At 61.9% G+C, this 22,985-nt stretch carries 26 protein-coding genes and 1 tRNA gene; 14 read left to right on the top strand and 13 right to left on the bottom strand.

Annotated features, from left to right (window positions below; translation table 11 throughout):
- Positions 1-388 precede the first annotated feature (388 nt).
- Entirely contained in the window at positions 389-955 is a 567-nt protein-coding gene (locus AC1DB0_RS14475) for a hypothetical protein (RefSeq protein WP_476757185.1), read from the top strand.
- Between the two features lie 148 nt (positions 956-1,103).
- Here AC1DB0_RS14475 and AC1DB0_RS14470 read toward each other — a convergent pair whose 3' ends face one another.
- From AC1DB0_RS14470 to AC1DB0_RS14460, 3 genes are all read right to left on the bottom strand, one after another.
- Positions 1,104-2,585 (bottom strand): metal-dependent hydrolase family protein, encoded by a 1,482-nt coding sequence (locus AC1DB0_RS14470; RefSeq protein ID WP_476757184.1) that lies wholly within the window; start codon positions 2,583-2,585, stop codon positions 1,104-1,106.
- A 19-nt stretch (positions 2,586-2,604) separates the two neighbouring features.
- Complete coding sequence (locus AC1DB0_RS14465) at positions 2,605-2,883, bottom strand: hypothetical protein (RefSeq protein ID WP_054427817.1); 279 nt, start codon at positions 2,881-2,883, stop codon at positions 2,605-2,607.
- A 96-nt stretch (positions 2,884-2,979) separates the two neighbouring features.
- The gene (locus tag AC1DB0_RS14460) at positions 2,980-3,441 is read right to left on the bottom strand and encodes a hypothetical protein (RefSeq protein ID WP_476757183.1); all 462 of its coding nucleotides are present in this window, start codon (positions 3,439-3,441) and stop codon (positions 2,980-2,982) included.
- 182 nt (positions 3,442-3,623) lie between these two features.
- On the opposite strand from AC1DB0_RS14460, the gene AC1DB0_RS14455 reads away from it, so the two are divergent.
- Together AC1DB0_RS14455 and AC1DB0_RS14450 are read left to right on the top strand one after the other, a co-directional pair.
- Entirely contained in the window at positions 3,624-3,806 is a 183-nt protein-coding gene (locus tag AC1DB0_RS14455; protein ID WP_175171189.1) for a type II toxin-antitoxin system HicA family toxin, read from the top strand.
- Between the two features lie 23 nt (positions 3,807-3,829).
- A complete protein-coding gene (locus AC1DB0_RS14450; RefSeq protein WP_054427819.1) occupies positions 3,830-4,219 on the top strand; it encodes a type II toxin-antitoxin system HicB family antitoxin in 390 nt (129 codons plus the stop codon).
- A gap of 49 nt (positions 4,220-4,268) precedes the next feature.
- On the opposite strand, the gene AC1DB0_RS14445 is transcribed toward AC1DB0_RS14450, so the two are convergent.
- Both AC1DB0_RS14445 and AC1DB0_RS14440 read right to left on the bottom strand, forming a co-directional pair.
- Positions 4,269-4,940 (bottom strand): hypothetical protein, encoded by a 672-nt coding sequence (locus AC1DB0_RS14445; RefSeq protein WP_447982224.1) that lies wholly within the window; start codon positions 4,938-4,940, stop codon positions 4,269-4,271.
- A 2-nt stretch (positions 4,941-4,942) separates the two neighbouring features.
- On the bottom strand, positions 4,943-5,974 hold the full coding sequence (locus AC1DB0_RS14440) for a TRAP transporter substrate-binding protein (protein WP_476757182.1): 1,032 nt from the start codon (positions 5,972-5,974) through the stop codon (positions 4,943-4,945).
- Positions 5,975-6,149: 175 nt separating this feature from the next.
- Here AC1DB0_RS14440 and AC1DB0_RS14435 point away from each other — a divergent pair, with 175 nt between their 5' ends.
- Positions 6,150-6,968, top strand: coding sequence for an IclR family transcriptional regulator (locus tag AC1DB0_RS14435; RefSeq protein WP_054427822.1), 819 nt, complete (start codon positions 6,150-6,152; stop codon positions 6,966-6,968).
- A gap of 212 nt (positions 6,969-7,180) precedes the next feature.
- Here AC1DB0_RS14435 and AC1DB0_RS14430 read toward each other — a convergent pair whose 3' ends face one another.
- A complete protein-coding gene (locus tag AC1DB0_RS14430; protein WP_476757181.1) occupies positions 7,181-8,002 on the bottom strand; it encodes an IclR family transcriptional regulator in 822 nt (273 codons plus the stop codon).
- Between the two features lie 130 nt (positions 8,003-8,132).
- Here AC1DB0_RS14430 and AC1DB0_RS14425 point away from each other — a divergent pair, with 130 nt between their 5' ends.
- The 9 genes from AC1DB0_RS14425 to AC1DB0_RS14385 all read left to right on the top strand — a co-directional run bounded on the left by AC1DB0_RS14425 (position 8,133) and on the right by AC1DB0_RS14385 (position 14,555).
- Entirely contained in the window at positions 8,133-9,140 is a 1,008-nt protein-coding gene (locus AC1DB0_RS14425) for a TRAP transporter substrate-binding protein (RefSeq protein ID WP_342066995.1), read from the top strand.
- A 19-nt stretch (positions 9,141-9,159) separates the two neighbouring features.
- Positions 9,160-9,603, top strand: coding sequence for a type II 3-dehydroquinate dehydratase (locus AC1DB0_RS14420; RefSeq protein WP_054427825.1), 444 nt, complete (start codon positions 9,160-9,162; stop codon positions 9,601-9,603).
- A gap of 49 nt (positions 9,604-9,652) precedes the next feature.
- A complete protein-coding gene (locus AC1DB0_RS14415; protein WP_420865351.1) occupies positions 9,653-10,219 on the top strand; it encodes a TRAP transporter small permease in 567 nt (188 codons plus the stop codon).
- Complete coding sequence (locus tag AC1DB0_RS14410) at positions 10,216-11,496, top strand: TRAP transporter large permease subunit (RefSeq protein WP_175171183.1); 1,281 nt, start codon at positions 10,216-10,218, stop codon at positions 11,494-11,496. The genes AC1DB0_RS14415 and AC1DB0_RS14410 overlap by 4 nt, the downstream gene beginning before the upstream one ends.
- Before the next feature lie 187 nt (positions 11,497-11,683).
- Entirely contained in the window at positions 11,684-12,385 is a 702-nt protein-coding gene (gene pcaH, locus AC1DB0_RS14405) for a protocatechuate 3,4-dioxygenase subunit beta (protein WP_054427828.1), read from the top strand.
- Positions 12,386-12,388: 3 nt separating this feature from the next.
- Positions 12,389-12,967 carry a protocatechuate 3,4-dioxygenase subunit alpha gene (gene pcaG, locus AC1DB0_RS14400; RefSeq protein WP_476757179.1) on the top strand — a complete coding sequence of 193 codons (579 nt, stop codon included), beginning with the start codon at positions 12,389-12,391 and terminating at the stop codon, positions 12,965-12,967.
- Between the two features lie 349 nt (positions 12,968-13,316).
- Positions 13,317-13,610, top strand: coding sequence for a type II toxin-antitoxin system RelE/ParE family toxin (locus AC1DB0_RS14395; protein WP_175171181.1), 294 nt, complete (start codon positions 13,317-13,319; stop codon positions 13,608-13,610).
- A gap of 85 nt (positions 13,611-13,695) precedes the next feature.
- The gene (locus AC1DB0_RS14390) at positions 13,696-14,040 is read left to right on the top strand and encodes an addiction module antidote protein (RefSeq protein ID WP_476757178.1); all 345 of its coding nucleotides are present in this window, start codon (positions 13,696-13,698) and stop codon (positions 14,038-14,040) included.
- Between the two features lie 80 nt (positions 14,041-14,120).
- Positions 14,121-14,555, top strand: coding sequence for an SRPBCC family protein (locus AC1DB0_RS14385; protein ID WP_476757177.1), 435 nt, complete (start codon positions 14,121-14,123; stop codon positions 14,553-14,555).
- 53 nt (positions 14,556-14,608) lie between these two features.
- Here the strand turns inward: AC1DB0_RS14385 and AC1DB0_RS14380 are convergent, their stop codons facing one another.
- From AC1DB0_RS14380 to AC1DB0_RS14370, 3 genes are all read right to left on the bottom strand, one after another.
- On the bottom strand, positions 14,609-17,089 hold the full coding sequence (locus AC1DB0_RS14380) for a TonB-dependent siderophore receptor (protein ID WP_476757176.1): 2,481 nt from the start codon (positions 17,087-17,089) through the stop codon (positions 14,609-14,611).
- 118 nt (positions 17,090-17,207) lie between these two features.
- On the bottom strand, positions 17,208-18,212 hold the full coding sequence (locus tag AC1DB0_RS14375; protein WP_476757175.1) for a FecR domain-containing protein: 1,005 nt from the start codon (positions 18,210-18,212) through the stop codon (positions 17,208-17,210).
- Positions 18,205-18,717, bottom strand: a complete 513-nt coding sequence (locus tag AC1DB0_RS14370; protein ID WP_245636504.1) for a sigma-70 family RNA polymerase sigma factor — start codon at positions 18,715-18,717, stop codon at positions 18,205-18,207. The genes AC1DB0_RS14375 and AC1DB0_RS14370 overlap by 8 nt, the downstream gene beginning before the upstream one ends.
- Before the next feature lie 79 nt (positions 18,718-18,796).
- On the opposite strand from AC1DB0_RS14370, the gene AC1DB0_RS14365 reads away from it, so the two are divergent.
- Positions 18,797-18,988 (top strand): hypothetical protein, encoded by a 192-nt coding sequence (locus tag AC1DB0_RS14365; RefSeq protein ID WP_476757174.1) that lies wholly within the window; start codon positions 18,797-18,799, stop codon positions 18,986-18,988.
- A gap of 305 nt (positions 18,989-19,293) precedes the next feature.
- Here the strand turns inward: AC1DB0_RS14365 and AC1DB0_RS14360 are convergent, their stop codons facing one another.
- From AC1DB0_RS14360 to AC1DB0_RS14345, 4 genes are all read right to left on the bottom strand, one after another.
- The gene (locus AC1DB0_RS14360) at positions 19,294-19,653 is read right to left on the bottom strand and encodes a hypothetical protein (protein ID WP_175171175.1); all 360 of its coding nucleotides are present in this window, start codon (positions 19,651-19,653) and stop codon (positions 19,294-19,296) included.
- 1,230 nt (positions 19,654-20,883) lie between these two features.
- Positions 20,884-20,960 (bottom strand) — tRNA-Arg (locus AC1DB0_RS14355).
- A 133-nt stretch (positions 20,961-21,093) separates the two neighbouring features.
- Entirely contained in the window at positions 21,094-21,678 is a 585-nt protein-coding gene (locus AC1DB0_RS14350; RefSeq protein WP_342067001.1) for a helix-turn-helix domain-containing protein, read from the bottom strand.
- Between the two features lie 13 nt (positions 21,679-21,691).
- Positions 21,692-22,984, bottom strand: a complete 1,293-nt coding sequence (locus AC1DB0_RS14345; protein ID WP_342067002.1) for an NAD(P)/FAD-dependent oxidoreductase — start codon at positions 22,982-22,984, stop codon at positions 21,692-21,694.
- Position 22,985: the final 1 nt, after the last annotated feature.

Raw genomic sequence — 22,985 nt, 5'->3', positions numbered from 1 at the left:
GGAAAGGCAAACAAAGAAAACAGAAAGTATCTAACACATTAACTATATTTCGATTTATTCCGCAATAAATAATTTTGCTTATCGAACCAGTCCTATATCCAGGGCCGGTGGTGGCTACTACATTCGGCACTGAACTTTCGCCGGTTTACCGGCGCCCGACTTTATTCCAAACTGAATGCCACTGAACCGCACCCTTAATGGACACGCCACCCCAGACTTCGAACCGAGTGCGTTGGGCCTCTCTGGCCGCGTCAGCGCTGATTTGCCTGGAGCCCAAGGGGCAACGGGCCATCCTGAACGCCATCAGAGCGTTGGCGAGCTCTCCCGAAAGTGCCAGCCTGCCACACGCAGGCGGTATCTCCCGGCGCATCTTGACGGTGTCCCACTTATGGAACGTGCATTATCAATGGGACAAAAATGGAATATTGATCAAGCACCTGGAACCGTCGCCCCCACTAATCAAACCGCGCCCGCCCCTCCCCGTGAATCGGCCCCGCTAACGTCACGCGTAGACGGTGAGCCCGCTTATGTGCTCTTGCATTACGACGAGTATCTGGAACTGCTGCAAGCCAAACTGCCGGGCAACGCCGCAACGGATTCGATTACCGCCCCGTTCATTCGAGCGCCGCTCGCATGGGCGCAAAGTGACTTACTAACGGCCGCCGCGAAACAGGATGCAAACCTGGCGCATTTGGCCAGTGAAGATGCGCACGTTCCCGATGACGGCACCATCCCACAGGACGTGCTGGAAAAAGTCATCCAGAACCGTTGGCCCTTGCCGCGCGCATGGCGGGAATACTTGAAACTGTCCAAGCAGGAAGTTGCCGCGCGCGCCGATATCTCAGACCGGCGTTACGGCGAACTGGAGGACAGCTTCGTCAGGCTCAGCAAACGGCGCAAGGCCATGATTGCAGACGGCCTGGCGCTGCAAGCGGCGCAATTGCTGGCGGAATAGAACGCGGAATAGAACGCGGCAGCAGGCAGCAGGTGGCCCGGCGATCACGGCAGCGGGCGGCCCGGCGATCACGGCAGCGGTTGGCCCGGCGATCACGGCAGCGGTTAGCCCGGCGATCACGGCAGCTGGCAGCGCGTAGCCCGGCGCTTTAACCGGACAGCGAGTTCTTGTAGATCTTGCCGTCCTTCATGATCACCCGCAGGTTCTTCTCCGGGTCGCCCAGGAAATCCAGATTGCGGGCCGGGTCGCCGTCGGCCACCAGCAGATCAGCAAACGCGCCGGGAACAATGCGCCCGAGCACATGCGGATAGGGATTGCGCGCGCCAGACAAGCCCAGCAGTTCGCCGTTGGCGCCCGTGGCCTGGGCAAGCGCCGTCAGCGGGTCATAGAAGCGCACCATCTTCGCCAACTGCCTGCCCTGGCTGGGCGTGTTCTTGGCGTTAAACAGAATGTCCGTACCCCATCCCGTCTTGACGCCGTACTTCTGCGCCAAGGCATAGGCGTTGACCGTGCCTTCGGAGACCAAACGCTGGCTTTCGCGCCGCTCTGCGTCGGGGTAGGTATTGGCGTCTTCGTCCATCAAGAAGGGCTGCAAGCTCCACCACACGCCTTCGTCGCGCATCATCCGCGCGCTGGCCTCGTCCGCCAGCTGGCCGTGCTCGATGCTTTTCACGCCGGCCTTGATGGTGCGCTGGATGCCTCGGGGCGTGTAGACGTGCGCCATCACATAGGTGTTCCAATCCGCCGCCGCATCCACCGCTGCACGCACTTCGACTTCCGAGAACTGCGTGCTGTCCAAGGGGTCGTAAAGCGACGCCACGCCGCCCCCGGCCATGATCTTGACCTGCGACGCGCCCAGCATCAGCTGTTCGCGCACGCGGCGCAGCACCTGGTCTGCGCCATCGGCAATCATCGCCACGCCGCGCTGCTCCACCAGATTGTGCGGCGTGTCGGAGCCGCGCGGCACCTCGCTGCGCAAGCGAAAATCGCCATGCCCGGCCGTCTGCGAAATCATTGCCCCGCTGGGGTAGATGCGCGGGCCGGGCACCATGCCTTCATCAATGGCGCGCTTTAACGCAAACGCTGGCCCGCCCGCATCGCGTATGGAGGTGAAGCCGCGCAGCAGCGTGCGCTCGGCCTCTTGGGCCGCCGCAATATAGAGATACCCAAGGTCGGCCGTCATGGCCGTGGTCTGTGCAATGGCGGCCAGCATCGTGTGCCAATGCACATCGATCAGCCCGGGCATCACCAGCTTGCCTTGGCAATCCATCACCTGCGCGCCTTCCACGGTTTCACCGGCAGCGGGCAATGCAGTGATCACGTTGCCCTGGATCAGCACCTGCACCCCGTCCTGCACCGGCTTGCCTGAGCCGTCGAACAGCCGCAGATTGGTCAGCAGCAGGGGGCGGTCAGACGTGGCGGGACGCCGCACAAGTTCGTCTGCCGCACGCAACGACGTAAACGGAATCAGCGTCGCGGCAATGCCGCCCAGAAACAGCCGGCGCGACATGTCGGCCGTGACGCGTTGATAAATCAGCGTGCAGGCCACGCTGCCACACTGGCAGACACGATTCCGGCGGGAGAGATAACCCTGCGACGTGTCGCGGCGGGACATTGCGGGCACGCCCATAGCTAACTCCTGATTGCGCTTATTTGGCGAACGCGCGGCGCAGCCGCTCCAATTCAGCGGTGTTCAGCCGTTTGGCTTCTTGCTCCGCATAATTGCGTTCCCCCGCATCATACGAGCCTTCGTAGATGCACCGGCTACGCAGCCATTTGCAGTTGTCGCTAACCACCCGTTCCGAGGCGGCGGCGGAGCTGGAGTTTGACGCAGCACCAGACGCGCCGGGCTTCACCGACGAACAGCCGGCAATCAGCGTAGCGAACAACAGCGCCACCCCGTAGCGGCTTAGCGTTTGAACAGACATTTTCTTCAGGCCTTACATCGCAAAGACACGGTTGTAGCAAGCGGCGCGTCAAATTGGCGTTCAACACGGGGGCCTCCCCGCCACCCGAGATTCGGCTTAGTCTTCCTCGGCGCCAGACAGGTCGGTGAAGTCCACCACCTTACCGTCCTGAATGTTCACCATGATGCCGTAGGGTTCGCAGATGGGAAACACGCCGTCTGCGAAAAGAATCGACCATTCGTCTGCGCCATGGAAAATGACTTCCGGCCCCTCCACGACGGGCACGCCCGCCGGAAGCGCGAAGGATTCGTCCGCACCCAGGGCCTCGGGGTCGGATCGGAAAACGCTTTCCAGATAGGCGTTGGCTTGCGCAATCCAGCCGCCCAGATCCGCCATGATGCGTTCAAACGCCGCCAGGCCGGCTTCATTGTCTTGCGAATCCGCCAGCACCTGCACGGACACATAGACCTTGCCATCGTTGATATCGGAGGCGGTGTCGTAGTTGCCCTGAAGATAGCGCAGGCCGTCTTCGCTGGTATTGAGGGTCAGGGCGGACAAGGGGGAATCGGGGGCGGTCATGGCGTGTCCTTGAAAAAGCGGAGTCAGGGTTCATTGTGCGCGAAGTGCGGGGCAATGGGGATGACAATAAAGGTGCAGGCTGAATGCGCCCTTATGGGATGGCCATGGGAATCCGTCTGAGATATGTCGATGATGGCGGCTAGATCATTGTGTATTATTGTGTAGCCCATAACATTGGGCTGATGAACAGCACCGATATCATCAAACGACTGAAAGCGGATGGCTGGTATCACGTGCACAGCGTCGGATCGCACCACCAGTTCAAGCATCCAACCAAGCGTGGCAAGGTCACCGTGCCCCACCCTCGCCGGGATCTACCCACGCCGACCGCGCACAGCATCCTCAAGCAGGCAGGCTTGCGGTAGGCGCGATCCGCCAGGAGAACCACATGCTTTACCCCATCTACGTCCACAAGGAAAAGGGCAGCGCCTACGGCGCGTCTTTTCCTGACTTCCCAGGTTGCTACGCGGCAGCCGCCACGCTACAACGCCTACCGTCAGCGGCCCAAGAAGCCGTGGAGGCCCATTTCTTCGGTGAAACCGAACCCATTTCGCCGCCCACCGCCCCTGATGTCTGGATGAAGACAAAAGCGTTCAAAGGCGGATTCTGGATGCTGGTCGAGATCGACTTGTCGAAAGTCAATGCCAAGGCAGTTCGGCTCAATATCAGCCTGCCCGAGAATCTGGTGCACAGGATCGATGCCGTGGCGAGAGCCCGGAAACTATCGCGGTCTGCATTTCTTGCGCTGGCGGCGGAACATGAGATGGAAGCGGCGTAGTCCTGCGCAACAAAGGTAGCGGCCCGCGCAACTGACTCACCCCTGCCCCCTACCCCGCCTCCAACGTATGCGACAAACAATAAACCTCTGACCAGGCCGCCCCGGCGCCGTAGTCGCGCAACTCAGGCGCATTCAGCACATCGCCGTCACACGCCGCCACCGCATTGATTTCGTAGCCGTTGATGATGTAGATCCAGTCGGCCGCTTGATCCTTGCCGCCGCGTATCTGCTGCTCGGTCGTGGCGGCGATGGGTGGGGTTTGTGTCATCAGCAGGTGGGCGCCTGAGAGGCCCGGTTGCAGGGACACGGACGCTGCATGCGCCTTCAGATACGCGCGCAATTCGTCTTGCGCGCCCTGCCGCGGCGACAGGCGGAGGGTGAGTGCGTAACGGGCCAGGCCGCCGCCAGCGCTTTCCAGCACCCGGCACTGGCTGCGGATCATGTTGCGATGCTGCGGCATCAGGGTCGTGGACCACGGCGTCGGACGATTGAGCCGGTTCAGGTAGGCGGGGGAACTCAACGTTTCGTAGGCATCCAGCTCGTACAGAACGAAGAACCCTTCCCCTCCCCGCGCGCTCACCCATCGCGACCCCCGCAAGAAGCCCGGCACATTCATCCGCTCAGGAAAGTGTTCATGGGAATGCCAGTCTTCGAACTCAGCGCGCCAAGCGGGCGAAATGTCCCACCACATGGCGATGGCGGCTTCTCCAAGCAGCGCCATGATCAGCGCTTGGCCCGCAGCGTGGAGAGTTCGGTGGCCGTCTGCTGCATGACTTCGGGGCCGATCTCTGCCGCAAACTTATCGACCACGGGCTTCACGGCGTCGCGCAGCTGGGTGACCTGATCCGGGGTCAAGCCATTGACCTGCATCAGCTTCTTCAGGTCGTCGATGGCCACGGCTTCCTTGGCTTGCGAGATCTTGCGTTCCTGCGCCTTGGCTTCCGCGGCCGCATCCAGAATGATCTGGCGCTCAGTTTGTGTCATGCCGTCCCACGTCTTCTTGCTCATCAGAAACGGCATGCCCGTGTAGATATGACGCGTGAGCGACAGGTACTTCTGCACCTCGGCAAACTTGGCAGACTGGATGACGCCCACGGGATTGTCCTGCCCATCAATCGCCTTGGATTCCAGCGCGCCATAGACTTCGCCAAAGGTCATCGGGACAGGATTGGCACCCAAGGTTTTGAACATCTCGATATACACCGGCGCGGCAATCACGCGAATTTTCAGGCCCTGAAAATCCTGCACCGTTGAAATGGGCCGCTTGCTGTTGGTCATGTTGCGAAAGCCCAAGTCCCAGATACCCAGGCCAATCAGACCGTGATCCGCCAATCCGCCCAAAAGGCGCTGGCCGACCGGCCCATCAGACACCGCATAGGCTTCTTGCGCATCGTTGAACAGGAACGGCAGGTCGAACACCATGAAGCGCTTGTCGATGCCGGCCAACAAGCCCGTCGCCATGGACGTGAAATCCAGCGTGCCGCCACGCACCGCCGAAAGGTTCTGCGGGTCTCCGCCCAACACCGCGTTGGCGTAGATTGACACCTTCATCTTGCCGCCGCTTTTCTCGGCAACAAGATCCGCGAATTTCTGCGCGCCCTGGCCTAGCGGATGATCCTGCGCCAGGCTGAAGGCGAACCTCAAGGTGCGCGTCTTGACTTCCTGCGCGGCCGCCGAGGCCATCAGCGCCAGGCCCGCCAACAGGGATGCGGCTGCCATTGCGGCAACGCGCGCGGGCGATTGCTTCGTCTTCATCTCCAACCCCTTATTCCATTTGGTGGTGGCAAGTGGTCCGCATCCATCGACAGCCGCAGCAGACCTTATCGTTGAATATTCGGCTGCGAGCATAGGGCATAATTTTGAATGCCGTTCAAAAATTGAGTGAATTCAAAATTTGAATAATCGGCGTGACGATCTTCAGGAGAAGGCGATGAGCGGGGCAATTGAAAAGACGCTGGCGCTACTTGAATACCTGGCGGACCACCCCGACGGCGTGGCGCTTGCCAACATCGCCGACGACTTGAATCAGCTGCGCAGCGGATGCCATCGCACGCTGCACGAATTGATGAAATACGGCTATGTGCGGCAGACGCCCGTACGCGGTGAATACGCGCTGACCACCAAACTGGCTTCCATGGGCTTGAGCTTTCTAAGCCGCTCGGGCGTGGTCGACATCGCGCAACCCGTCATCGACCGCTTCGCCTTGGCCACCGGTGAACTGGTTCGGCTGGCCATCGTTGACGGCAAGCGGCTGACGTTGGTGGCCAAGGCTCAGGGCGCAAAATCCGGCCTGCTTTACGACCCCGACATGGGCATCGATCTGCGTCTGTCGTGCAGCGCCGCGGGCCACGCCTGGCTGATGACCTTGCCCGAGGACCAAGCCATTGCGTATGTCACCGAACAAGGGCTGGGCAAGCCGCGCGACTTCGGGCCGAATGCGCCGACGTCGATACGTGCGCTGCTGGCCAGCCTGGACGGCCACCGCCGGCGCGGGTACAGCATCCTGCAAGACGTGTATGCCGCCGGCATGAGCGCGATGGCCGCGCCCGTACGCCGCCCTGGCTACGCAAGCACCGGCATCCTGGTGGTTGCCGGGCCATCGCAGCGGTTGACGTTGAAGGCAATGGAGAAGTTTGGGCCCGCCTTGCTGCGCGCAGCAAGCGAGCTTGCGCAAGCGGGGGACGCGTCGCCGTTGCTGCGATCAGCACGCGTGGGAACGTGGGGCAATGGCCCGGCTGACCCCGGCTGACCCCCGCTGACCCCCGCTGATAATCGCTGACAATGGCGAATGCCGAACGCCGAATGGCGAATGCCGAATGCCGAATGCCGAATGGCGAATGGCGAATGGCGAATGGCGAATGCCGAATGGCGAATGGCGAATGGCGAATGGCGAATGGCGAATGGCGAATGGCGAATGGCGAATGGCGAATGGCGACGCGGGCGGCGCCCCCGCGCCATTACTCACTTAGCGGTATCGTCCCCGGCATTGCGGCCCTGCATCGGAAAGCGCGTGCGGAACATGGGCGAGGCCAAGCTGGCCAGCGCCAGTTCCTCGGCCGCGGCCAACAAGTCCGGGCCCAGCTCCAGCATGCGCGCTTCGGTCAAACGCATCGCAGGCCCGGCAATACTCAACACGCCGATGGCGTCTTCGCCCTTGCGCTGCACGGGCGCGGCCATGGCGGTCATGCCCGGCGCGAACACTTCATTGATCATGGCGTAGCCGCGCTTGCGGCCAGCGTGCAGGATCTTGGTCAGGGCGGTGATGGTCGTCGGCGCATTGGGGCCATATTCCTCGGGCGTGCCGAAGCCCTGCCGCGAGACCAGATCCAATGCGCGCTCATCAGACATCGTCAGCATCCAGGCGTGCCCGGATGCGCTGCACGACAGCCGCGCGTCCGAGCCCATCTCGGGGTCATAACGCAGGCCGTGCCGCGCGCCTTGCGCCTTGGCCACCCACGTCAGACGTTCGTTGTCGACGATTGCCAGGCGCACGAGTTCGCCTGAGGTTTCCGCCAGACGATCCACCAGCGGCTGCGCGATATCGACGATGCCGGTGGCGGCCAGGTAGCTCAGGCCAATCGACGCCACGCGAGCCGTCAGTGCGTAGTCGCCGTGGTCACGCATCTGCCGCACGTAGCCGCAACGGCACAGGTCGGTCAACAGACGATGCGCGGCGCTTTGCGGAATCTCGAGCTCTTGAGCCAGGGACGCAAGCGGAACACCTTCCGGCCTGGAAGAGAGGTGCTCCATGACGGCGAGGGCGCGTTCGAGGATTCCGGCCATGACATCTCAACAAGTAGTGTGGTGATGGATGATAACCCTAGGTGGAAAACTATTCCACTCGGAATTACATTCCACTACCGAGTCTTGCAAGACATCGAGAACATTCCAAAAAAACCGGAAGGAGACAACCATGAAGACCAGCATTTTCCGCTTGGCTTTGGTAGGCGCCCTGTGCTCGGCCGCCATGACGGCCACCGCGCAGGACATCCAGGAACGCACGATCCGCTTCGGCCACCTGAACAACACCGACCACCCCGTGAGCGCGGGCGTGCAGAAGTTTGCCGAGCTGGTGTCCGCCAAGAGCGGCGGCAAGATGAAGGTCAAGGAATTCCCGGCGTCGCAGCTGGGCAATGAAATGCAGCAGCAGTCGGGCTTGCAAGGCGGCGTGCAGGAAATGTCGGCGCCCGCATCGACGTCGCTGGCCGGCATCGTCAAGGAATTCGGCTTGATCGACCTGCCCTTCTCGGTCACCGATTTCGGTCAGGCGGACGCGCTGCTGGACGGCCCGCTGGGCAAAGCGCTGATCGCCAAGCTGCCCGAAAAAGGCCTGGTTGCGCTGGGCTTCTGGGACCTGGGCTTTCGCAACGTCACCAACTCCAAGCACCCCATCACCAAGCCGGAAGACCTGGCGGGCTTGAAGATTCGCGTCATTCCCAACCCGGTGTTCCTGGATACGTTCAAGGCGTTCAAGGCCAACCCGGTGCCCATGCCGTTCGCGGAACTGTACGGCGCGCTGGAATCGAAAGCGGTGGACGGCCAGGAGAATCCGTACTCGGTGATCCTGTCGAACAAGTTCTACGAAGTGCAGAAATACGTCAGCGCGACCAACCATGTGTACGCCGCGAACATCGTGCTGGTCAGCAAGAAATTCTGGGACAAGCTCTCGCCCGCCGAGCAGCGCATCATGAACGAAGCCGCGGATGAAGCGCGCGGCTACCAGCGCAAGGTCAGCCGCGACGCCGCGCAGAAGGCGGTGGCCGAATTGCAGGCCAAGGGCATCCAATACAACACGATCGAGCCGGGTGAAAAAGCCCGCATGCAGCAGGTGGTCAAGCCCGTCATCGAACACTTCACGGGCAGCTACGACCCCGCCATCGTCAAGCTCTACAACGACGAACTCGCACGCATCCGCAAGTAAACGCACCGGCGTATCCATCATGAAGATTCTTGTTCTGCACGGCCCGAACCTCAACCTGTTCGGCCGCCGCGAGCCGCACATCTATGGCACCACCACGCTGGCGGAAATCAACCAGCGGCTGGCCGCGCTGGCCGGCGAACTGGGCGTTGAGCTTGCCACGGTGCAATCCAACCACGAAGGCGCGTTGATCGATTTTCTGCACGAGAACATCGACACCGCGCAAGGCGCGCTCGTGAACCCGGCCGGGCTGACTCAGCATGGCGTGCCGCTGCACGACGCGATCAAGGCCATGCCCTTTCCCACGCTGGAAGTGCATATGTCGAACATCGCGGCGCGCGAAGCGTGGCGGGCGCATTCGATCATCTCGCCTGCCGTGCGCGGCACCGTGCAAGGGCTGGGGCCACACTCCTACCTGACGGCGCTGCGCGGGCTGGTCGATATCGTCCGGGAAGCGCAAGCATGACGCGGCCGCACCTTCATCCGATTCTTCAAGGGGCCGCGCCATGGTCTACATAGACAGATTCATTGGAGGTATCTGCCGCGTGCTGGAACTGGCCATCGCGCTGCTGCTGGCGGCGATGGTAGTGCTGGTGTTCGGCAACGTGGTCGCGCGCTATGGCTTCAATTCGGGCATCACGCTGTCGGAAGAAATCTCGCGCTGGATGTTCATCTGGCTGACCTTCCTGGGCGCCGTCATCGCGCTCAAGGAACGCGGGCATCTGGGCATGGACATGGTGGTGGCCAAGCTGCCCACGGCGGGCAAGAAGATATGCCTGGTCGTGGGGCAGGTCATCATGCTGTACATCGTGGGCCTGATGTTCAAGGGCAGCTGGGAACAGGCCGTGATCAACGCAGATGTCAGCGCGCCCGTCAGCGGCTTGCCGATGGCGATTGTCTACGCGTCGGGCTTGGTGTTCTCGGCCTTGGCCGGGCTGATCATCGCGCTGGACCTCTACCGCGTGCTCTCCGGCAAGCTGCATGAGCAGGACCTGATCATGGTGCAGGAGTCTGAAGAAGCGGTGCAGCTCAAACAGATTCTTGACGACGCCCAACAAGGCGCGCCGGGGAGAAGCGCATGACCATCGCCGTCTTCATTGGATCGCTGTTGGGGGTGATGGCGCTGGGCGTGCCGATCGCGTTTGCACTGCTGGCAAGCGGCGTGGCGTTGATGTGGCACCTGGACATTTTCGATTCGCAGATCCTGGCGCAGAACGTCATCGGCGGCGCCGACAGTTTTCCGCTGCTGGCCGTGCCGTTCTTCATGCTGGCCGGCGAAATCATGAACGTCGGCGGCTTGTCGCGCCGCATCGTAGACCTGGCGTTGGCGCTGGTGGGCCACGTCAAAGGCGGGCTGGGCTACGTGACCATCATGGCGGGCTGCCTGCTGTCCGCATTGTCTGGTTCCGCCGTAGCGGATGCCGCTGCACTCACCGCGCTGCTGCTGCCCATGATGGTCGCGGCCGGCCACAAAAAATCGACGGCGGGCGGGCTGATTGCGGCCACCGGCGTGATCGGCCCGGTGATTCCGCCCAGCATCGGTTTGGTTATTTTTGGCGTGGCGGCCAATGTGTCCATCTCGAAGCTGTTCATGGCGGCCATCGTGCCCGGCCTGATGATCGGCGGCGCCTTGTGGCTGACGTGGGCATGGCTTGTCCGCCGCGAAAAAGTCGTGCCGCCACCGCGCAAATCCGCACAAGACATTGCCATCGCCTTCCGCAAAGCGCTGTGGGCGCTGATGCTGCCGGTCATCATCCTGGTGGGCCTGCGCATGGGCGTGTTCACGCCGACGGAAGCCGCCGTGGTGGCCGCCGCCTACGCCTTGTTCGTGTCTACAGTGGTCTACCGCGAGCTGAAACTCAGTCAGCTGTACGCCGTGTTCGTGTCGGCGGCCAAGACCAGCGCCATCGTCATGTTCCTGATTGCCGCGGCGATGGTCAGCGCATGGCTCATCACCGTAGCCGACCTGCCCGCCAAAGTGGTGGAGATGTTGCAGCCGTTCATGGGCAACAAGATCCTGCTGATGGCCGCCATCATGGTGCTGGTCATGGTCGTAGGCACCGCCATGGACATGACGCCCACCATCCTGATCCTGACGCCCGTGCTGATGCCGCTGGTGCGCGCGGCCGGGATCGACCCGGTGTACTTCGGCGTGCTGTTCATCATCAACAACTCGATCGGCCTGGTCACGCCCCCCGTCGGCACCGTCCTGAACGTGGTGGCGGGCGTGGGGAGGATGAAGATGGACGACGTCACGCGCGGCGTGATCCCGTTCATGGTGGCGGAATTCCTGATCATGTTCCTGATGGTGGCCTTCCCTGCCTTGGTGATCGTTCCCGCCCGCTGGTTCGGCGGCTGACGCCCGGCGCGTTTGCCTATTCGCTTATTCGCTTGTTCGCCTACGCCCGTTCGCCCGTTCGCCTATTCGCCTGTTCGCCCGTTCGCCAGTTCGCCAGTTCGCCCATTCGCCTATTCGACTGTTCGCCTATTTGCGCCGCCAGGGCCAGTGATCTGCCCCGGCGGCATTTCCAAGGAGATTCGCTGCAATGTCTCAACTTGCTCAATACCGGCGCCCGTTCTGGGATACGCAGCCGGGATACCGTTTCGATCCCTATGGTTCCACTCAGCTGCGGTCACCCAACGAACCGCTGATCGTCGTGCCGCAAACCTTGTCGGAGATCACCGGCCCGGCGTTCGGCGGCGCGTTCGTCAAACAAGGCGACAACGATCTCACGCGCATCGCCAGCGCGGACGCTATCGGTGAACGAATCATCGTGTCCGGCCGCGTGCTGGACGAGAACGGCCGGCCCGTGCCCGATGCGCTGATCGAAATCTGGCAGGCCAACGCCGCCGGCCGATACCTGCATAAACGCGACCAGCACGACGCGCCGCTGGACCCGAACTTCAGCGGCGAAGGCCGCACCGTCACCGACGCGCAGGGCCGCTATCAGTTCAAGACAATCAAGCCGGGCGCGTATCCCTGGGGCAACCACTACAACGGATGGCGGCCGCAGCACATCCATTTTTCCTTATTCGGCCGCGCCTACGCCACGCGCCTGGTCACGCAGATGTACTTCCCGGGTGACCCGCTGCTGGAGTTTGATCCCATCTTCCAATGCGTCCCGGACGTCAAGGCGCGCAACCGTCTCGTCGCCACGCTCGACTGGGAAACCACCGTGCCCGAATACGCGCTGGGCTATCGCTTCGACATCGTGCTGCGCGGCCGCAACGCCACCCCCATGGAGTAACGCATGCTCTACCCCACCACCTCGCAAACCGTTGGCCCTTATCTGCATATCGGCTTGTCCGGCCTGAACTGTGCGGACCTGTCCGCCGGCCTGCCCGACCAGGGCGCCCCCAAGGTCGTGATTGAAGGCCGCGTCATCGATGGGCAGGGCAACCCGGTACCCGACGGCATGATCGAAATCTGGCAAGCCGATGCGCGGGGCGTGTACCGGCATCCGGATGATCCGGGCTATGCCGGAGCCGATGACGCGCGCTCGGCGTTTACTGGCTTTGGCCGTTTGCCGACGGAACCCGACGGCTCGTTTCGCTTCACCACGATCAAACCCGGTCGCGTGGCTGGCCCGGGTGGCTCGTTGCAAGCGCCGCATTTAGTCGTGTCGTTGTTCATGCGCGGGTTGCTGAAGCATCTGTCGACGCGCATGTATTTTCCGGACGAAGTGCAGGCGAATGAGGAGGACTGGATACTGCAGCAGGTGCCTGCGGCCCGGCGTGCGACGTTGGTGGCGCAGCGGGTGGAGAACGGGGAGCTGCGGTGGGAGGTCGTGCTTCAAGGGAAGGGGGAAACGGTGTTTTTTGATATTTGAGGGTGCGTGTAAGCGGCGTGGCTCGGCGCAGTAGAGCAACTGTGGCGCCGCGACGCTCATAAAACGAAGCCACCTCTTGGTGGCTTTTTTAAATCCAACCCGCCTACTGCTTAATCGGCATCAACCTACGGCGAGGGATCTATAGCGCCGGACTGTATGCGGCCAGTGCTTTTTTCAGGTCTGAATGCGGGCGCTTGCCGGTTGATGTCGTAGACCGAGATCCGCGACCGAGAACAGCCAGCGGTACCGTATCCTACAGGATACTTTTATGTTGACATTCGTATCCTTTTGGCTACACTTATCTTTCCAGTTTTAGAAAGGAGGAAGCCTGCAATGATCGGCAAGAGACATGAAAGAACTAGAGAGCACCAAAGACTATGACGAGTTCGAAGCAGACCTGAAAGATCTGCGGGCTCGCGCGCGAATCCAGGCACGTATTCAGCGGTTGCGACACGGCAACCCGGGTGACCACCGAAACCTGGAAAAAGGGGTCTCGGAATTACGGATTGATGTCGGACAAGGGTACAGGGTGTATTACACACAGCGACGTGACGGAACGCTGATCATCCTCTTAGCGGGGGGCGGCAAGTCCAGTCAACAAGCTGATATTGCTAGAGCCTACAGGCTGGCTTCCAACCTTTAGTTCATTTCTTTAAAGAACGTCAAAGCGTGTTTGCACTTTCAGCAAACACGCTGTCATATCAGCTCCCTCGGATAGGAGCAAACCCATGAAAAAGCTACAGACAAAAAAATACGACATCGCGGAACGGCTTCGTACGGCCGAAGAGATGGCGCTTTATCTGGATGCATGCATCGAAGAGAGTGAAGGTGATGCCGCGTTTATTGCAAAGGCGCTGGGAGACATTGCGCGCGCACAGGGTATGACGAAGATTGCCAAAGAGACAGGAATGTCCCGCGAGAGCCTTTACAAAGCCCTCTCAGGCGACAGATCCCCTGATTTCGCGACCATACTCAAAGTCATGGGAGCCCTTGGCATTGCGCTACACGCAGCAGTCGCCAAACCGGCGAACTCCAACGTGGCTGCGTTTGGCAACATTGCGCTGCCGGCATAACAAATTCCAAGTAGAGATATTGGCGCGGGAAGCAGCATATGATTGCTGCCACATAAATTCCGTCAGGAATCACTCCCTTTATGCATATCGAAGAGCGCATCCACATTGCAGTCCCGGTCATGGTCGTCGATCGCATTTGGAGCGAGGTCGACCGGTGGCACCTATGGGACCCGGACACCAAGCAAGCCCGTCTTAATGGCGCATTCGCCGTGGGAACAAAGGGCCGGATAATTCCCCGCAAGGGCATGGGCGTTCCGATGGTTGTCACAGAGCGCTCCGAGGGCCGCTCGTTCACCGTGGAAGGCTACATCCCCCTCTTCCGGATGCACTTCGAACATACCGTCTCTGCCGTAGATGGCGGCTCGGAAGTCACTCATCGCGTGTGGTTTTCTGGCGCCCTTGCCTTTCTGTTCGGGCCACGCGTTGCCGCGCAGATTCGAGAGGGGCTTCCTCAAACCATGCAGTCGCTCAAAGCCTATGCTGAGCAACGACAAACGGCTCCCCTCACTGCCTGATCCCACCCGCCACACCAAGGGGGTTCCCCTTGGATGCGGCGGGTGACAACGGCTTAGAAGCGGCCGCGCAAGGTCAATGCGGCGCTGCGCGGCGTCCCGTAGAAGTTGCCGTAGTCCAGGTAACCGACCGTGCTGTAGTAAGTCTTGTCGAACAGATTGTTCACGTTGACCTGCGCCGACCAGTTGTCGCTGATCTGGTATTGGGCAAACGCATTCCAGATCGCGTAGCCGGGCTGCGTGAACTTGTAAGGCGTGCTTTGCTTGCTGAGGCTGCCGTCGGCATTACGCAAGTACGCGCTGCCGCTGACATAGGTGGTGCTTTGGATACTGACGCCGCCGCCCACTTTCCAGCGATGCAGTTCGCCCGGCAACTGATAGGTCGCAAAGATCTTGGCCATGTGCTTGGGCGTCAGGGGCTGATAGCTGCCCCCCGACGCATTGCGGTCGCGATTCTGGTTGTAGTTGTAGCTGGCTGTCAGTTGGACGCCCGGCGCCACTTCCCCGCTCAGTTCCGCGTCAAAGCCCTTGCTGACGATGTTCCCGTTGGGCAGGAAGCAGCAAGTCGCGCCGTTGCCCGCCCTGCTGGACGGATAGGCCGTATCGCGCACGGCGGCATTCTTACGCTCGATCTGATAAATGGCGAACGCGCTATGCAGCTTGCCGCCCAGATGCTCGCCTTTCAGGCCGATCTCGTAGTTGCGGCCGGTTACCGGGTCCAGCGGGTTACCGGGCGCGGGGCCTTGCAGGCTGTTGGCCTGTGATTTGAAGGTTTCGGCCACGCTGGCGTAGGTGGTCCAGGTGTCGTTCAGGTCAACCGTCGCGGCCACATAGGGCGTAAAGACATTGTCGTCCTGGTACTGGGTCACCGACGTTGCCGTAACCTCCCTGGCCGCATTCAAGGTCTGGTTTGTAAATGTGTAGTCGTACCGGCTCAGGCGGCCGCCCACAATGACATGCAGCGGGTCTGCCAGATGCATGTTCAGCGACCCGTACACGCCGGCCTGCCGCGTGTCGGTGGTCTGATTCCACATCGGCGTGAAGTCTGAGCCGCGCGGGTAATCGTAAGGATTGAACTCGAAGATGTCAGGCACCGCCTGGCCGCGGTTGGACGGTTTGGAACCATAAGTGCTGGGCCGGAAACGTTCCCAACTGGCGCCCACCACCACCTGGTGGCGGCGGCCCCACAGGCCAAACGAACCATTGGCGGACAAGTCGATGGACGTGTTCTTGAAGTGCTCGTTCTGGTCGCTGGCGGCGTCGAACAGCCCGCTCCCCGTCACGGGGTCGATCGCGCCGGAGAAATAGTGATCGAAGCGGTCCTGGTGCGAGTTTTCCTGGTTGATGTCCAGGTTGGCGCTCCAATCGCCTCCAAGCTGCTGCGTCACATGCCCGAATAGATTGACGATGGTCCGGGTCGCGTGATCATCGGCGCCGCTCAGGTAGGTATTGCGGGGAAGCTTCAGGTCCTCGCCGGTGACATATCGCGGCAAACCGTAGCCCTGATAGGACGAATCCCGCTTTTGATAGGACGCCCCGACAAAGGCCGTGGTGGTGCTGGTCAGATCCGCTTCAAGAATGCCGTAGCCCAGCGTGCGGCGGCTGTGCGCCACATCGTAGAAGAAGTTCTTGTCTTCATAGGCCAGCACGCCGCGCCCACGCAACTTGCCGTTTTCCGTCAGCGGGCCACTCACGTCCAGATCCGTACGCTTATAGGCCCAACTGCCTACCTCGGCCTGCGCGATGATCTGCAATTCCGGGGTGGGTTTCTTGCGTACCAGGTTGATCGTGCCGCCCGCTTCGTTGGCGCCGCCAAACAGGCCGTCAGCACCGCGCAGCACTTCGACGTGGTCATAGAACGCCATGTCATCGTCCGCACCGAACGAGCGGTACATCGACGCCCCACCATCCACGCGCATATTGCCGATTGCGAATCCGCGCGACAGGTAGTTGCTGCTGAGCATCGCCCCCTGGAACATCGAGATGCCCGGCGTGGCGCTCATCACGTCGTTCAGGCTGACCAGACGCCGGTCTTCGATCTCTTGCCGGGTGATCACCGATACGCTTTGCGGCACCTCGCGCAGCGCTTGCGCCGTCTTGCCCCCCACCGTGGCCGAACTGGCGGTGAAAGAACCCGTGTTTTCGGTCACGCCCGCGCGGCCCAGCACGGTGACAGGCTCAAGCTGCGTCACGCCGGGCGGCGGCACGCGAACCAGGCGATACCCGTCACGCTCGGGCAGCGCCTCCAGACCCGTGCCGCGCAGCAGCGCCACCAGCCCTTCCCTGACGCTCATCACCCCGTCCACGCCCGGACTCTGCAAACCCGACGTGACGGCGGGATCGCTTGCGATCAACACCCCGGCCTGAGCGCCGAAGCTCAACAAGGCGGCATTCAAGCCACCCGCGTCAATGCGATAGGCGCGACGTTGATCGTCGGCTGCCGCCTGCGCCCAAGCAGAAGACGGCAGATGGGGAAGGATTGCGCCAAGCAATACCGACGCAAGAAGGGTGTGGCGGGCGGCTCGGGGAAAGGCCATGACTCAGAGTTCCTAGACGGTGATGGAAAACAGATACGCCGGTGTGTTGGCGCCGTTCTCTATCTCTTTCGCTTGAACGCTGAATTTCCGCCTTTCCTGTAACAACTTCGCCGCGCCATCAGCGGGCGGCGCTCAGGGTCACCCAATACCGCGTGCGGTAATGCACCCGCACGGGCAACACCCGGGGCAGCATCGTCAGGATGCTGTCGGTGTCCGCCAACGGATACGTGCCCACCACTTCCAGCCGCGCGATGGCGGGATCACAACGCAGCACGCCCGTCCGATAGCGGGCCAGTTGCGCCACGAAGTCGCTCAACGGCATCCGGTCGGCCAACAACATGCCATGCGTCCAGGCGTCCGCGCCCGGCGCCACCGGCAGCACCGGACCGGCGCCCAACGCTTGCAGCGCCGTATGCTGGCCTGCCAGCACCCGCGTCACCCGCCCATCGGCGCGCGCGACGATATCCACCGCCCCTTCGAAAACGGCAATCTCATAGCCCAGGTCATCCCCGTTGTCGCGCACGGAATAGCGCGTACCGACCGGCGTCAGCACGCCGTCGCGCGTCATCACCGACAGCGGGCCCAAGTCGTTGGAACTGGCGCTGGTGATCAAGATTTCACCCGAACGCAGCACCAGGGAGCGAGGCCGCTGGTTCAGGCGCAGGTCCAGCGCGGTGCCCGGCCCCATGACGATGCGCGTGCCGTCATCCAATGTCAGGGTGCGCAGCTCGCCCGTGCCCGTGCGCTGATCCGCCAGCAGGACGGGCCAGCGCTCCCACGGTTCGGCGGCCCATGCCAACCCGGCCACGGCACCGCCCGTCACCATCCACTTGAGCGCGTCGCGGCGCGCGCGGCGCATCGCGGCCCGCTCGATCAATTCGACCGCAACCGCAGGCGTCGCCACGGCACAGCGCGCCGCAAGATCGCCGCGCATGGCGCACATCCGCTGCCAGATGGTTTCGTTGTCGGGATGCGCCTGACGCCAGCGCAGACAGGCGGCCACCGTCGCGTCGCTGGGCTCGCCTTGCAGCCGGGCCATCCAGTCGGCCGCCTGCGCCAGGCGCTTGCGATCGACCGGCAGGCCGTCCGGGGCACGCTTGCTCAGCATCGCGGCGTCAGCCATAGATCGCCAGATAGCAATGCTGCAAGGCCTTGGACAAGGCTTTCTGTACGGCGTTGGTGGAAATGCCTAGTTCGCGGGCGATGTCGGGCTGCGACAGGCCTTGCACCTGCGCCAGCATGAACACCCGGTGCACGTGCACCGACAAGCCATCCAACACGGCGCACACCGCCGTCACCGCCTCGACCACCAGCGCCTGCTCTTCCGGCGAAGGGGCCACGTCGACGGGCTGGCGCGCCAGCACCTCGCAATAGGCCGCCTCGACGGCCGCCCGGCGGAAATGGCCGATAGTCAGCGTGCGAGCGATGTTGGTCAGGCAGGCGCGCGGCGCCGCGATGATGGCGCGGATATCGTCACGCAAGACCCGTTCGAAGGTGTCGTGCGCCAAGTCGGCCGCCTGGTCGACGTTACCCGTCTTGCGCCGCAGTAGTGTCACCAGCCAGCGGTGATGGACGCGATAAAGGTCCTCGACCGCCTGGCCTTTCATAACATCGGATGAGGAAGACACGGCTGCGCCCGCACCAAAATGGAACAATAACGATTCGCATTATAGACACAGCGCCCAGATGATTTCTGGCATTCGGCCCGTGGCTGAGAAAACCATCTGGGCCATTGAGACGATGCCCGGCATGAAGGGCTGGTTTGACGCCGAAGGCGCCACAGAATCCTTAAGCCTGCCTTCACCTGCGCCTTGGCCCTATCCCGAGATCCCAGAGCAAGAGGTGCGCGCCCTTCCTCCGGCTCAGTTGAGCGCCCTTCAAGACTTGGTCGACGAGTAAGAAGGATTTGGAGCGTCTCACAAAGAAGGGATTGCTGATGCTTCAACCCGGCGATTATGTTCGAGATCCTAAAGCTACGTATCGGATCGCCCCGCGGCGGTCGTAGACCGAGCCACGTAGGCGCGCAGGCGCGGATAGGCCCAGGGCTCAACCCGTTACCCCTGAAGAAGATCGACGGCTACCAGGTCGCGCCTGGCTCCGGGAGTGGCGCTATAGAACGCGGCTTGGTTGAAGAGGTGCCAGCCAGCGCTGCGAGTCAGCGCTTACCGAAACGGTCCCACCTCCGTTAAGGCGAAACACCGAACCTACTTGGACTGAAAGAAAGCCCGATACCACTTCTGCGTGGTGTAGTCACCCAAGCCACGTGCGAGGGGGCACATTTCGTCTTCGTCCCAGTCTGGAGCCAGTTGCGTTCCGACCAGCGTCCATGACGTTCGATACGGATTGACGTATATCTGGATTTTCCATTCGGGGGTCTGCGCGCGCTCGGCAGAAGGCTCTTGCTTATGCATCGCCTTTAGCGCTTCAGGCAGGGCATAGCTGCAGATCGGGTTCTTTTCAAGCCCGTACTCGTCAAACACAGGCACGTGAGGAGGTGCCCCGACGGCCGCCATGGAGAACGCTGCACACAGAACAATGATGCTGGTTCGGGCACATTTGCTCATAAGCATCTCCGGCTAGATGTCGCATAAGTCGAGTGAAGGCCGGCTCGGCCGCTCTTCGTTCCAGATCATCTTAGGCCTGCTGGAATCGACATGTCACCCCAACGCGAATGTCTATCCCCAGCCTCTACCTATGCCCCGCGTGCGGGGTATCGGCAGGCGATGCCGCCCTGGAACTGGAATTCCCCGCGTTATTTCATCTTTGCGCGCTCCGCCTTGCAATCGACTTCCAGTACCACTTTTCCAGTGCCTTTTTCTGTCACCTTGGACGCCAAATTCAGGTCTTTGGGGTTACCCCGATCTTTGCAAGTTTCGTATGCATAACCCTCGGCCAAAGCGAGATTTCCCCCAGGATCGGAACCAAATCCGTGCGTCCATCTACCGAACGTATCTTGCCGGGAAACTTGGTAAGTCGTAGCACTTGAAGACGGGACTGCCCCAGGTTGACCCTTCTTTGTCTTGGTGCGCTCCGCGTTGCAATCTAGTTCTACGAACACCTTTCCTGTCGCCTTCTCCGTCACTTTAGCTGCACGGTTCCAAAGCTTGGGATTACCTCGGTCTAAGCAAGCTCGGTGCGCGGCTCCGGCTGCAAGCTCAAGGTCCGTCCCCGGCTGACTCTCCGCAGGGCCTTTCCACACTCCCGCAGGGTCCTGCCAGGTGGCGATGTATTGCGCTGCCACCGGGCCAGTCAACAGCATCCCCACAATGCCCGCACCGCATAGCCATCTCTTCATGACGATCCCCTCGTTCTTTTTGCGAACAAACAGGGTAGTCGCGGAAACGGTTTACGTAACTCCACCAAAAGGGGCAGTCCAACCCGACTAGGCAGCAATTGACGCCGCAAGCCTAGACACCCCGGAAAGACGGGAACCATCAAGCCCGATCACTGCCAACGACCATGTCGCGCATGGTTAGACGTTGGATGCGTGTATTTCCGCTCTTCGGAGACGCGTCCATTCCTCAAAACCGGTTTGACCGATGACGGCGTCAGCGTCCTTTCGAGCAAGCGAAAGAAGGGGCAGGTGGAAATACTGAAGATCCGGGAATGGTCAACGCGGCTTCGTGTTGTCGTCGCCATGCTGACCCGTCCACAACCCACAAACACTACGATAGGCGGCTGGTGAAACGGGCTACGGCAACTGAGTAAAATTCTAACGCAGGCATTTTTATTCTAATGATTAACCTGCTAGCGAATTCAAAACTCACATAAAGCCTAGTATTTGCTAGATATTCTGGCGCGGCAGGAGGGGCTCGAACCCCCGACCCCGGGCTTAGAAGGCCCGTGCTCTATCCAGCTGAGCTACTGCCGCGCAGTCTTTTGACGACCCGGAACATGTCCGGGCGCCGAATTTTACCTTGTTGCGGAAAAAGGTGGGTGCGGCCTGATCCGGGCGCCTGAAGCGGCCCAGATACCGGCCCAAATACCGGCCCCTGCCGCACGCCCTACTCTTCCTCAATATCCGCGTGCGTCGACACCCACAGCACGATCGCGTCTTCCGGGCTCAGGCTGATGACCCGGTGTCCCATACGGCTGTCTATATAGAAACTCTCGCCGGCTTTCAGGCGGGCGGGTTCGTAGAATTCCGTGTACAGCTGCACCTCGCCTTCCAGCACGTAGACGAATTCTTCGCCGCCGTGGCGGCTCCAGTCTTGGAATTCGTCGAACGAGCGGGCTTTGACGCGGGTGTGGAACGGCATCATGCGCTTGTGTGACAGCGCGGTGCACAGCAGGCGGTGGTCGTAGTACGGGGTGTCGTATTGGCGGCCTTCGCCTTGGCGGCTGAGGCTGCGGCGGCCGGTGCCCATGTGGGCGTCGGACGCGGTGAAGAGTTCGGCCACGTCCAGGTCGAGGCCGGCGGCGATCTTGATCAGGTTGTCATAGGTGGGCGACAGCAGGCTGTTCTCGATTTTGGACAGCGTGGACGCGGCCACGCCGGTGGCCGCCGCCAACTGCTTCAGAGTCCAATCGCGCTCTTGGCGCAGGGCTCGCAGCCGTTGTGCCAATGCGCTCTGTTTGTTGCCTTGCATCCTGTGTACCTTGTCATGCCCGCGATGAGCGCTCCCGCCACCAGTCGCGCGCCTGGTAAGACCAATAAGTCAGTTGAACCGCCGCTGTCCCCAGCCCGCCGCCGTTCCACGCCAGCCCGAACGGTTCGAACAGCTTGTAGCGCTGCGTGTCGCCGCTGATCCCTTCGGCCACGACGCGTCCGCCGATTGAGGTGGTGTTCATGCCGTGCCCGCCAAACGCCGTGCAATACCAGACGTCCGGCGCCAGCCGGCCGATCTGCGGCATCAGGTGCCGGGCGTAGGCCATGCGCCCCGACCATGCGGTCTCGACGCGCAGCCCCTGCAATTGGGGGTAGACGGACAGCAATTCGCGGCGCAGGGACTCGGCCAGATCGGGCGGGTCATCGACACGGGTGGTGATTCTACTGCCCCAGCCGATGCGGCCGCCATCCAGCACGCGATAGTAGTTGCCGGCGCGGCGGTCATCGCCAATGGCGGCGGTGCTGCGGATGGCTTCATGCACGCGGTCGCCCAGCGGTTCGGTCAGCATGATGTAGGTGGCGATCGGCAGCATCGCGCGGCGCAGCGCGGGTACAACGTCGCCCGTGTAGCCACCGGTGGCCAGCACCACGGTACGCGCATCGATCTGGCCCTGCGCCGTCTTCAGATGCTTGATGGCGCCTTCCAAGGTGACGCCGGTGACCGGGGAATCTTCATGGATGCGCACGCCCAGCCGGACACATTCGCGGGCCAGCGCGCGGGCGTAGTTCAGCGGATGAAAGTGAAACGAGCTCGGGTCTTCCACGCCTTGGTGGTAGACGTCGGACACCAGGCGTTCGCGCACCTGGTTGCGCGTCAGAAAGCGCACGTCACGGCCGAAGTCGCGGCGCTGGGCGTCGCACCACTGGTTCAGCGCATCCGTGGCTTCGTAGCGCACCACGCGCAGCCGGCCGTCGACCTTGTGCGCGTCGGCGATGGCGAGCGTGCGGATGTTGTCGCGGATGATCTCCACGCCTTCCATCGACAGCCGGTACAGCTGGCGGTAGTGGTCTTCGTCCACGTGCTTTCTGATGGCGTCGGCGCCGGCCGAAAACGCCGGCGAGACCGAGCCGCCGTTGCGGCCCGACGCGCCCCAGGCCACGCGCTGCGCTTCCAGCACGGTGACGTTGCGGCCGCGGCGCGCCAGTTCCAGCGCGGTGGACAAGCCCGCCAGCCCCGCGCCCACCACGCAGACATCGGTGCTGGACACGCCTGCCAACGCCGGATAAGTGGTCTCGGGGTCGGACAGCGTGCGTTTGTAATAGGTGTCGATGTACTCGGAGGCCATG

The sequence above is a fragment of the Achromobacter sp. 10T422 genome (genome assembly GCF_056394065.1).
The sequence above is the reverse complement of the archived record's forward strand: the minus strand, read 5'-3'. Positions and strand labels throughout refer to the sequence as shown.

What these genes read in the sequence shown, in the direction of transcription:
- AC1DB0_RS14470 (WP_476757184.1), bottom strand. Translation starts at nt 2,585, where the DNA reads ATGGGCGTGCCCGCAATGTCCCGCCGCGACACGTCGCAGGGTTATCTC.
- AC1DB0_RS14425 (WP_342066995.1), top strand. Translation starts at nt 8,133, where the DNA reads ATGAAGACCAGCATTTTCCGCTTGGCTTTGGTAGGCGCCCTGTGCTCG.
- AC1DB0_RS14430 (WP_476757181.1), bottom strand. Translation starts at nt 8,002, where the DNA reads ATGGCCGGAATCCTCGAACGCGCCCTCGCCGTCATGGAGCACCTCTCT.
- pcaG (WP_476757179.1), top strand. Translation starts at nt 12,389, where the DNA reads ATGCTCTACCCCACCACCTCGCAAACCGTTGGCCCTTATCTGCATATC.
- AC1DB0_RS14345 (WP_342067002.1), bottom strand. Translation starts at nt 22,984, where the DNA reads ATGGCCTCCGAGTACATCGACACCTATTACAAACGCACGCTGTCCGAC.
- AC1DB0_RS14445 (WP_447982224.1), bottom strand. Translation starts at nt 4,940, where the DNA reads ATGGCGCTGCTTGGAGAAGCCGCCATCGCCATGTGGTGGGACATTTCG.
- pcaH (WP_054427828.1), top strand. Translation starts at nt 11,684, where the DNA reads ATGTCTCAACTTGCTCAATACCGGCGCCCGTTCTGGGATACGCAGCCG.
- AC1DB0_RS14410 (WP_175171183.1), top strand. Translation starts at nt 10,216, where the DNA reads ATGACCATCGCCGTCTTCATTGGATCGCTGTTGGGGGTGATGGCGCTG.
- AC1DB0_RS14420 (WP_054427825.1), top strand. Translation starts at nt 9,160, where the DNA reads ATGAAGATTCTTGTTCTGCACGGCCCGAACCTCAACCTGTTCGGCCGC.
- AC1DB0_RS14390 (WP_476757178.1), top strand. Translation starts at nt 13,696, where the DNA reads ATGAAAAAGCTACAGACAAAAAAATACGACATCGCGGAACGGCTTCGT.
- AC1DB0_RS14475 (WP_476757185.1), top strand. Translation starts at nt 389, where the DNA reads ATGGAACGTGCATTATCAATGGGACAAAAATGGAATATTGATCAAGCA.
- AC1DB0_RS14385 (WP_476757177.1), top strand. Translation starts at nt 14,121, where the DNA reads ATGCATATCGAAGAGCGCATCCACATTGCAGTCCCGGTCATGGTCGTC.
- AC1DB0_RS14380 (WP_476757176.1), bottom strand. Translation starts at nt 17,089, where the DNA reads ATGGCCTTTCCCCGAGCCGCCCGCCACACCCTTCTTGCGTCGGTATTG.
- AC1DB0_RS14450 (WP_054427819.1), top strand. Translation starts at nt 3,830, where the DNA reads ATGCTTTACCCCATCTACGTCCACAAGGAAAAGGGCAGCGCCTACGGC.
- AC1DB0_RS14435 (WP_054427822.1), top strand. Translation starts at nt 6,150, where the DNA reads ATGAGCGGGGCAATTGAAAAGACGCTGGCGCTACTTGAATACCTGGCG.
- AC1DB0_RS14455 (WP_175171189.1), top strand. Translation starts at nt 3,624, where the DNA reads ATGAACAGCACCGATATCATCAAACGACTGAAAGCGGATGGCTGGTAT.
- AC1DB0_RS14460 (WP_476757183.1), bottom strand. Translation starts at nt 3,441, where the DNA reads ATGACCGCCCCCGATTCCCCCTTGTCCGCCCTGACCCTCAATACCAGC.
- AC1DB0_RS14465 (WP_054427817.1), bottom strand. Translation starts at nt 2,883, where the DNA reads ATGTCTGTTCAAACGCTAAGCCGCTACGGGGTGGCGCTGTTGTTCGCT.
- AC1DB0_RS14350 (WP_342067001.1), bottom strand. Translation starts at nt 21,678, where the DNA reads ATGCAAGGCAACAAACAGAGCGCATTGGCACAACGGCTGCGAGCCCTG.
- AC1DB0_RS14360 (WP_175171175.1), bottom strand. Translation starts at nt 19,653, where the DNA reads ATGAGCAAATGTGCCCGAACCAGCATCATTGTTCTGTGTGCAGCGTTC.
- AC1DB0_RS14440 (WP_476757182.1), bottom strand. Translation starts at nt 5,974, where the DNA reads ATGAAGACGAAGCAATCGCCCGCGCGCGTTGCCGCAATGGCAGCCGCA.
- AC1DB0_RS14395 (WP_175171181.1), top strand. Translation starts at nt 13,317, where the DNA reads ATGAAAGAACTAGAGAGCACCAAAGACTATGACGAGTTCGAAGCAGAC.
- AC1DB0_RS14375 (WP_476757175.1), bottom strand. Translation starts at nt 18,212, where the DNA reads ATGGCTGACGCCGCGATGCTGAGCAAGCGTGCCCCGGACGGCCTGCCG.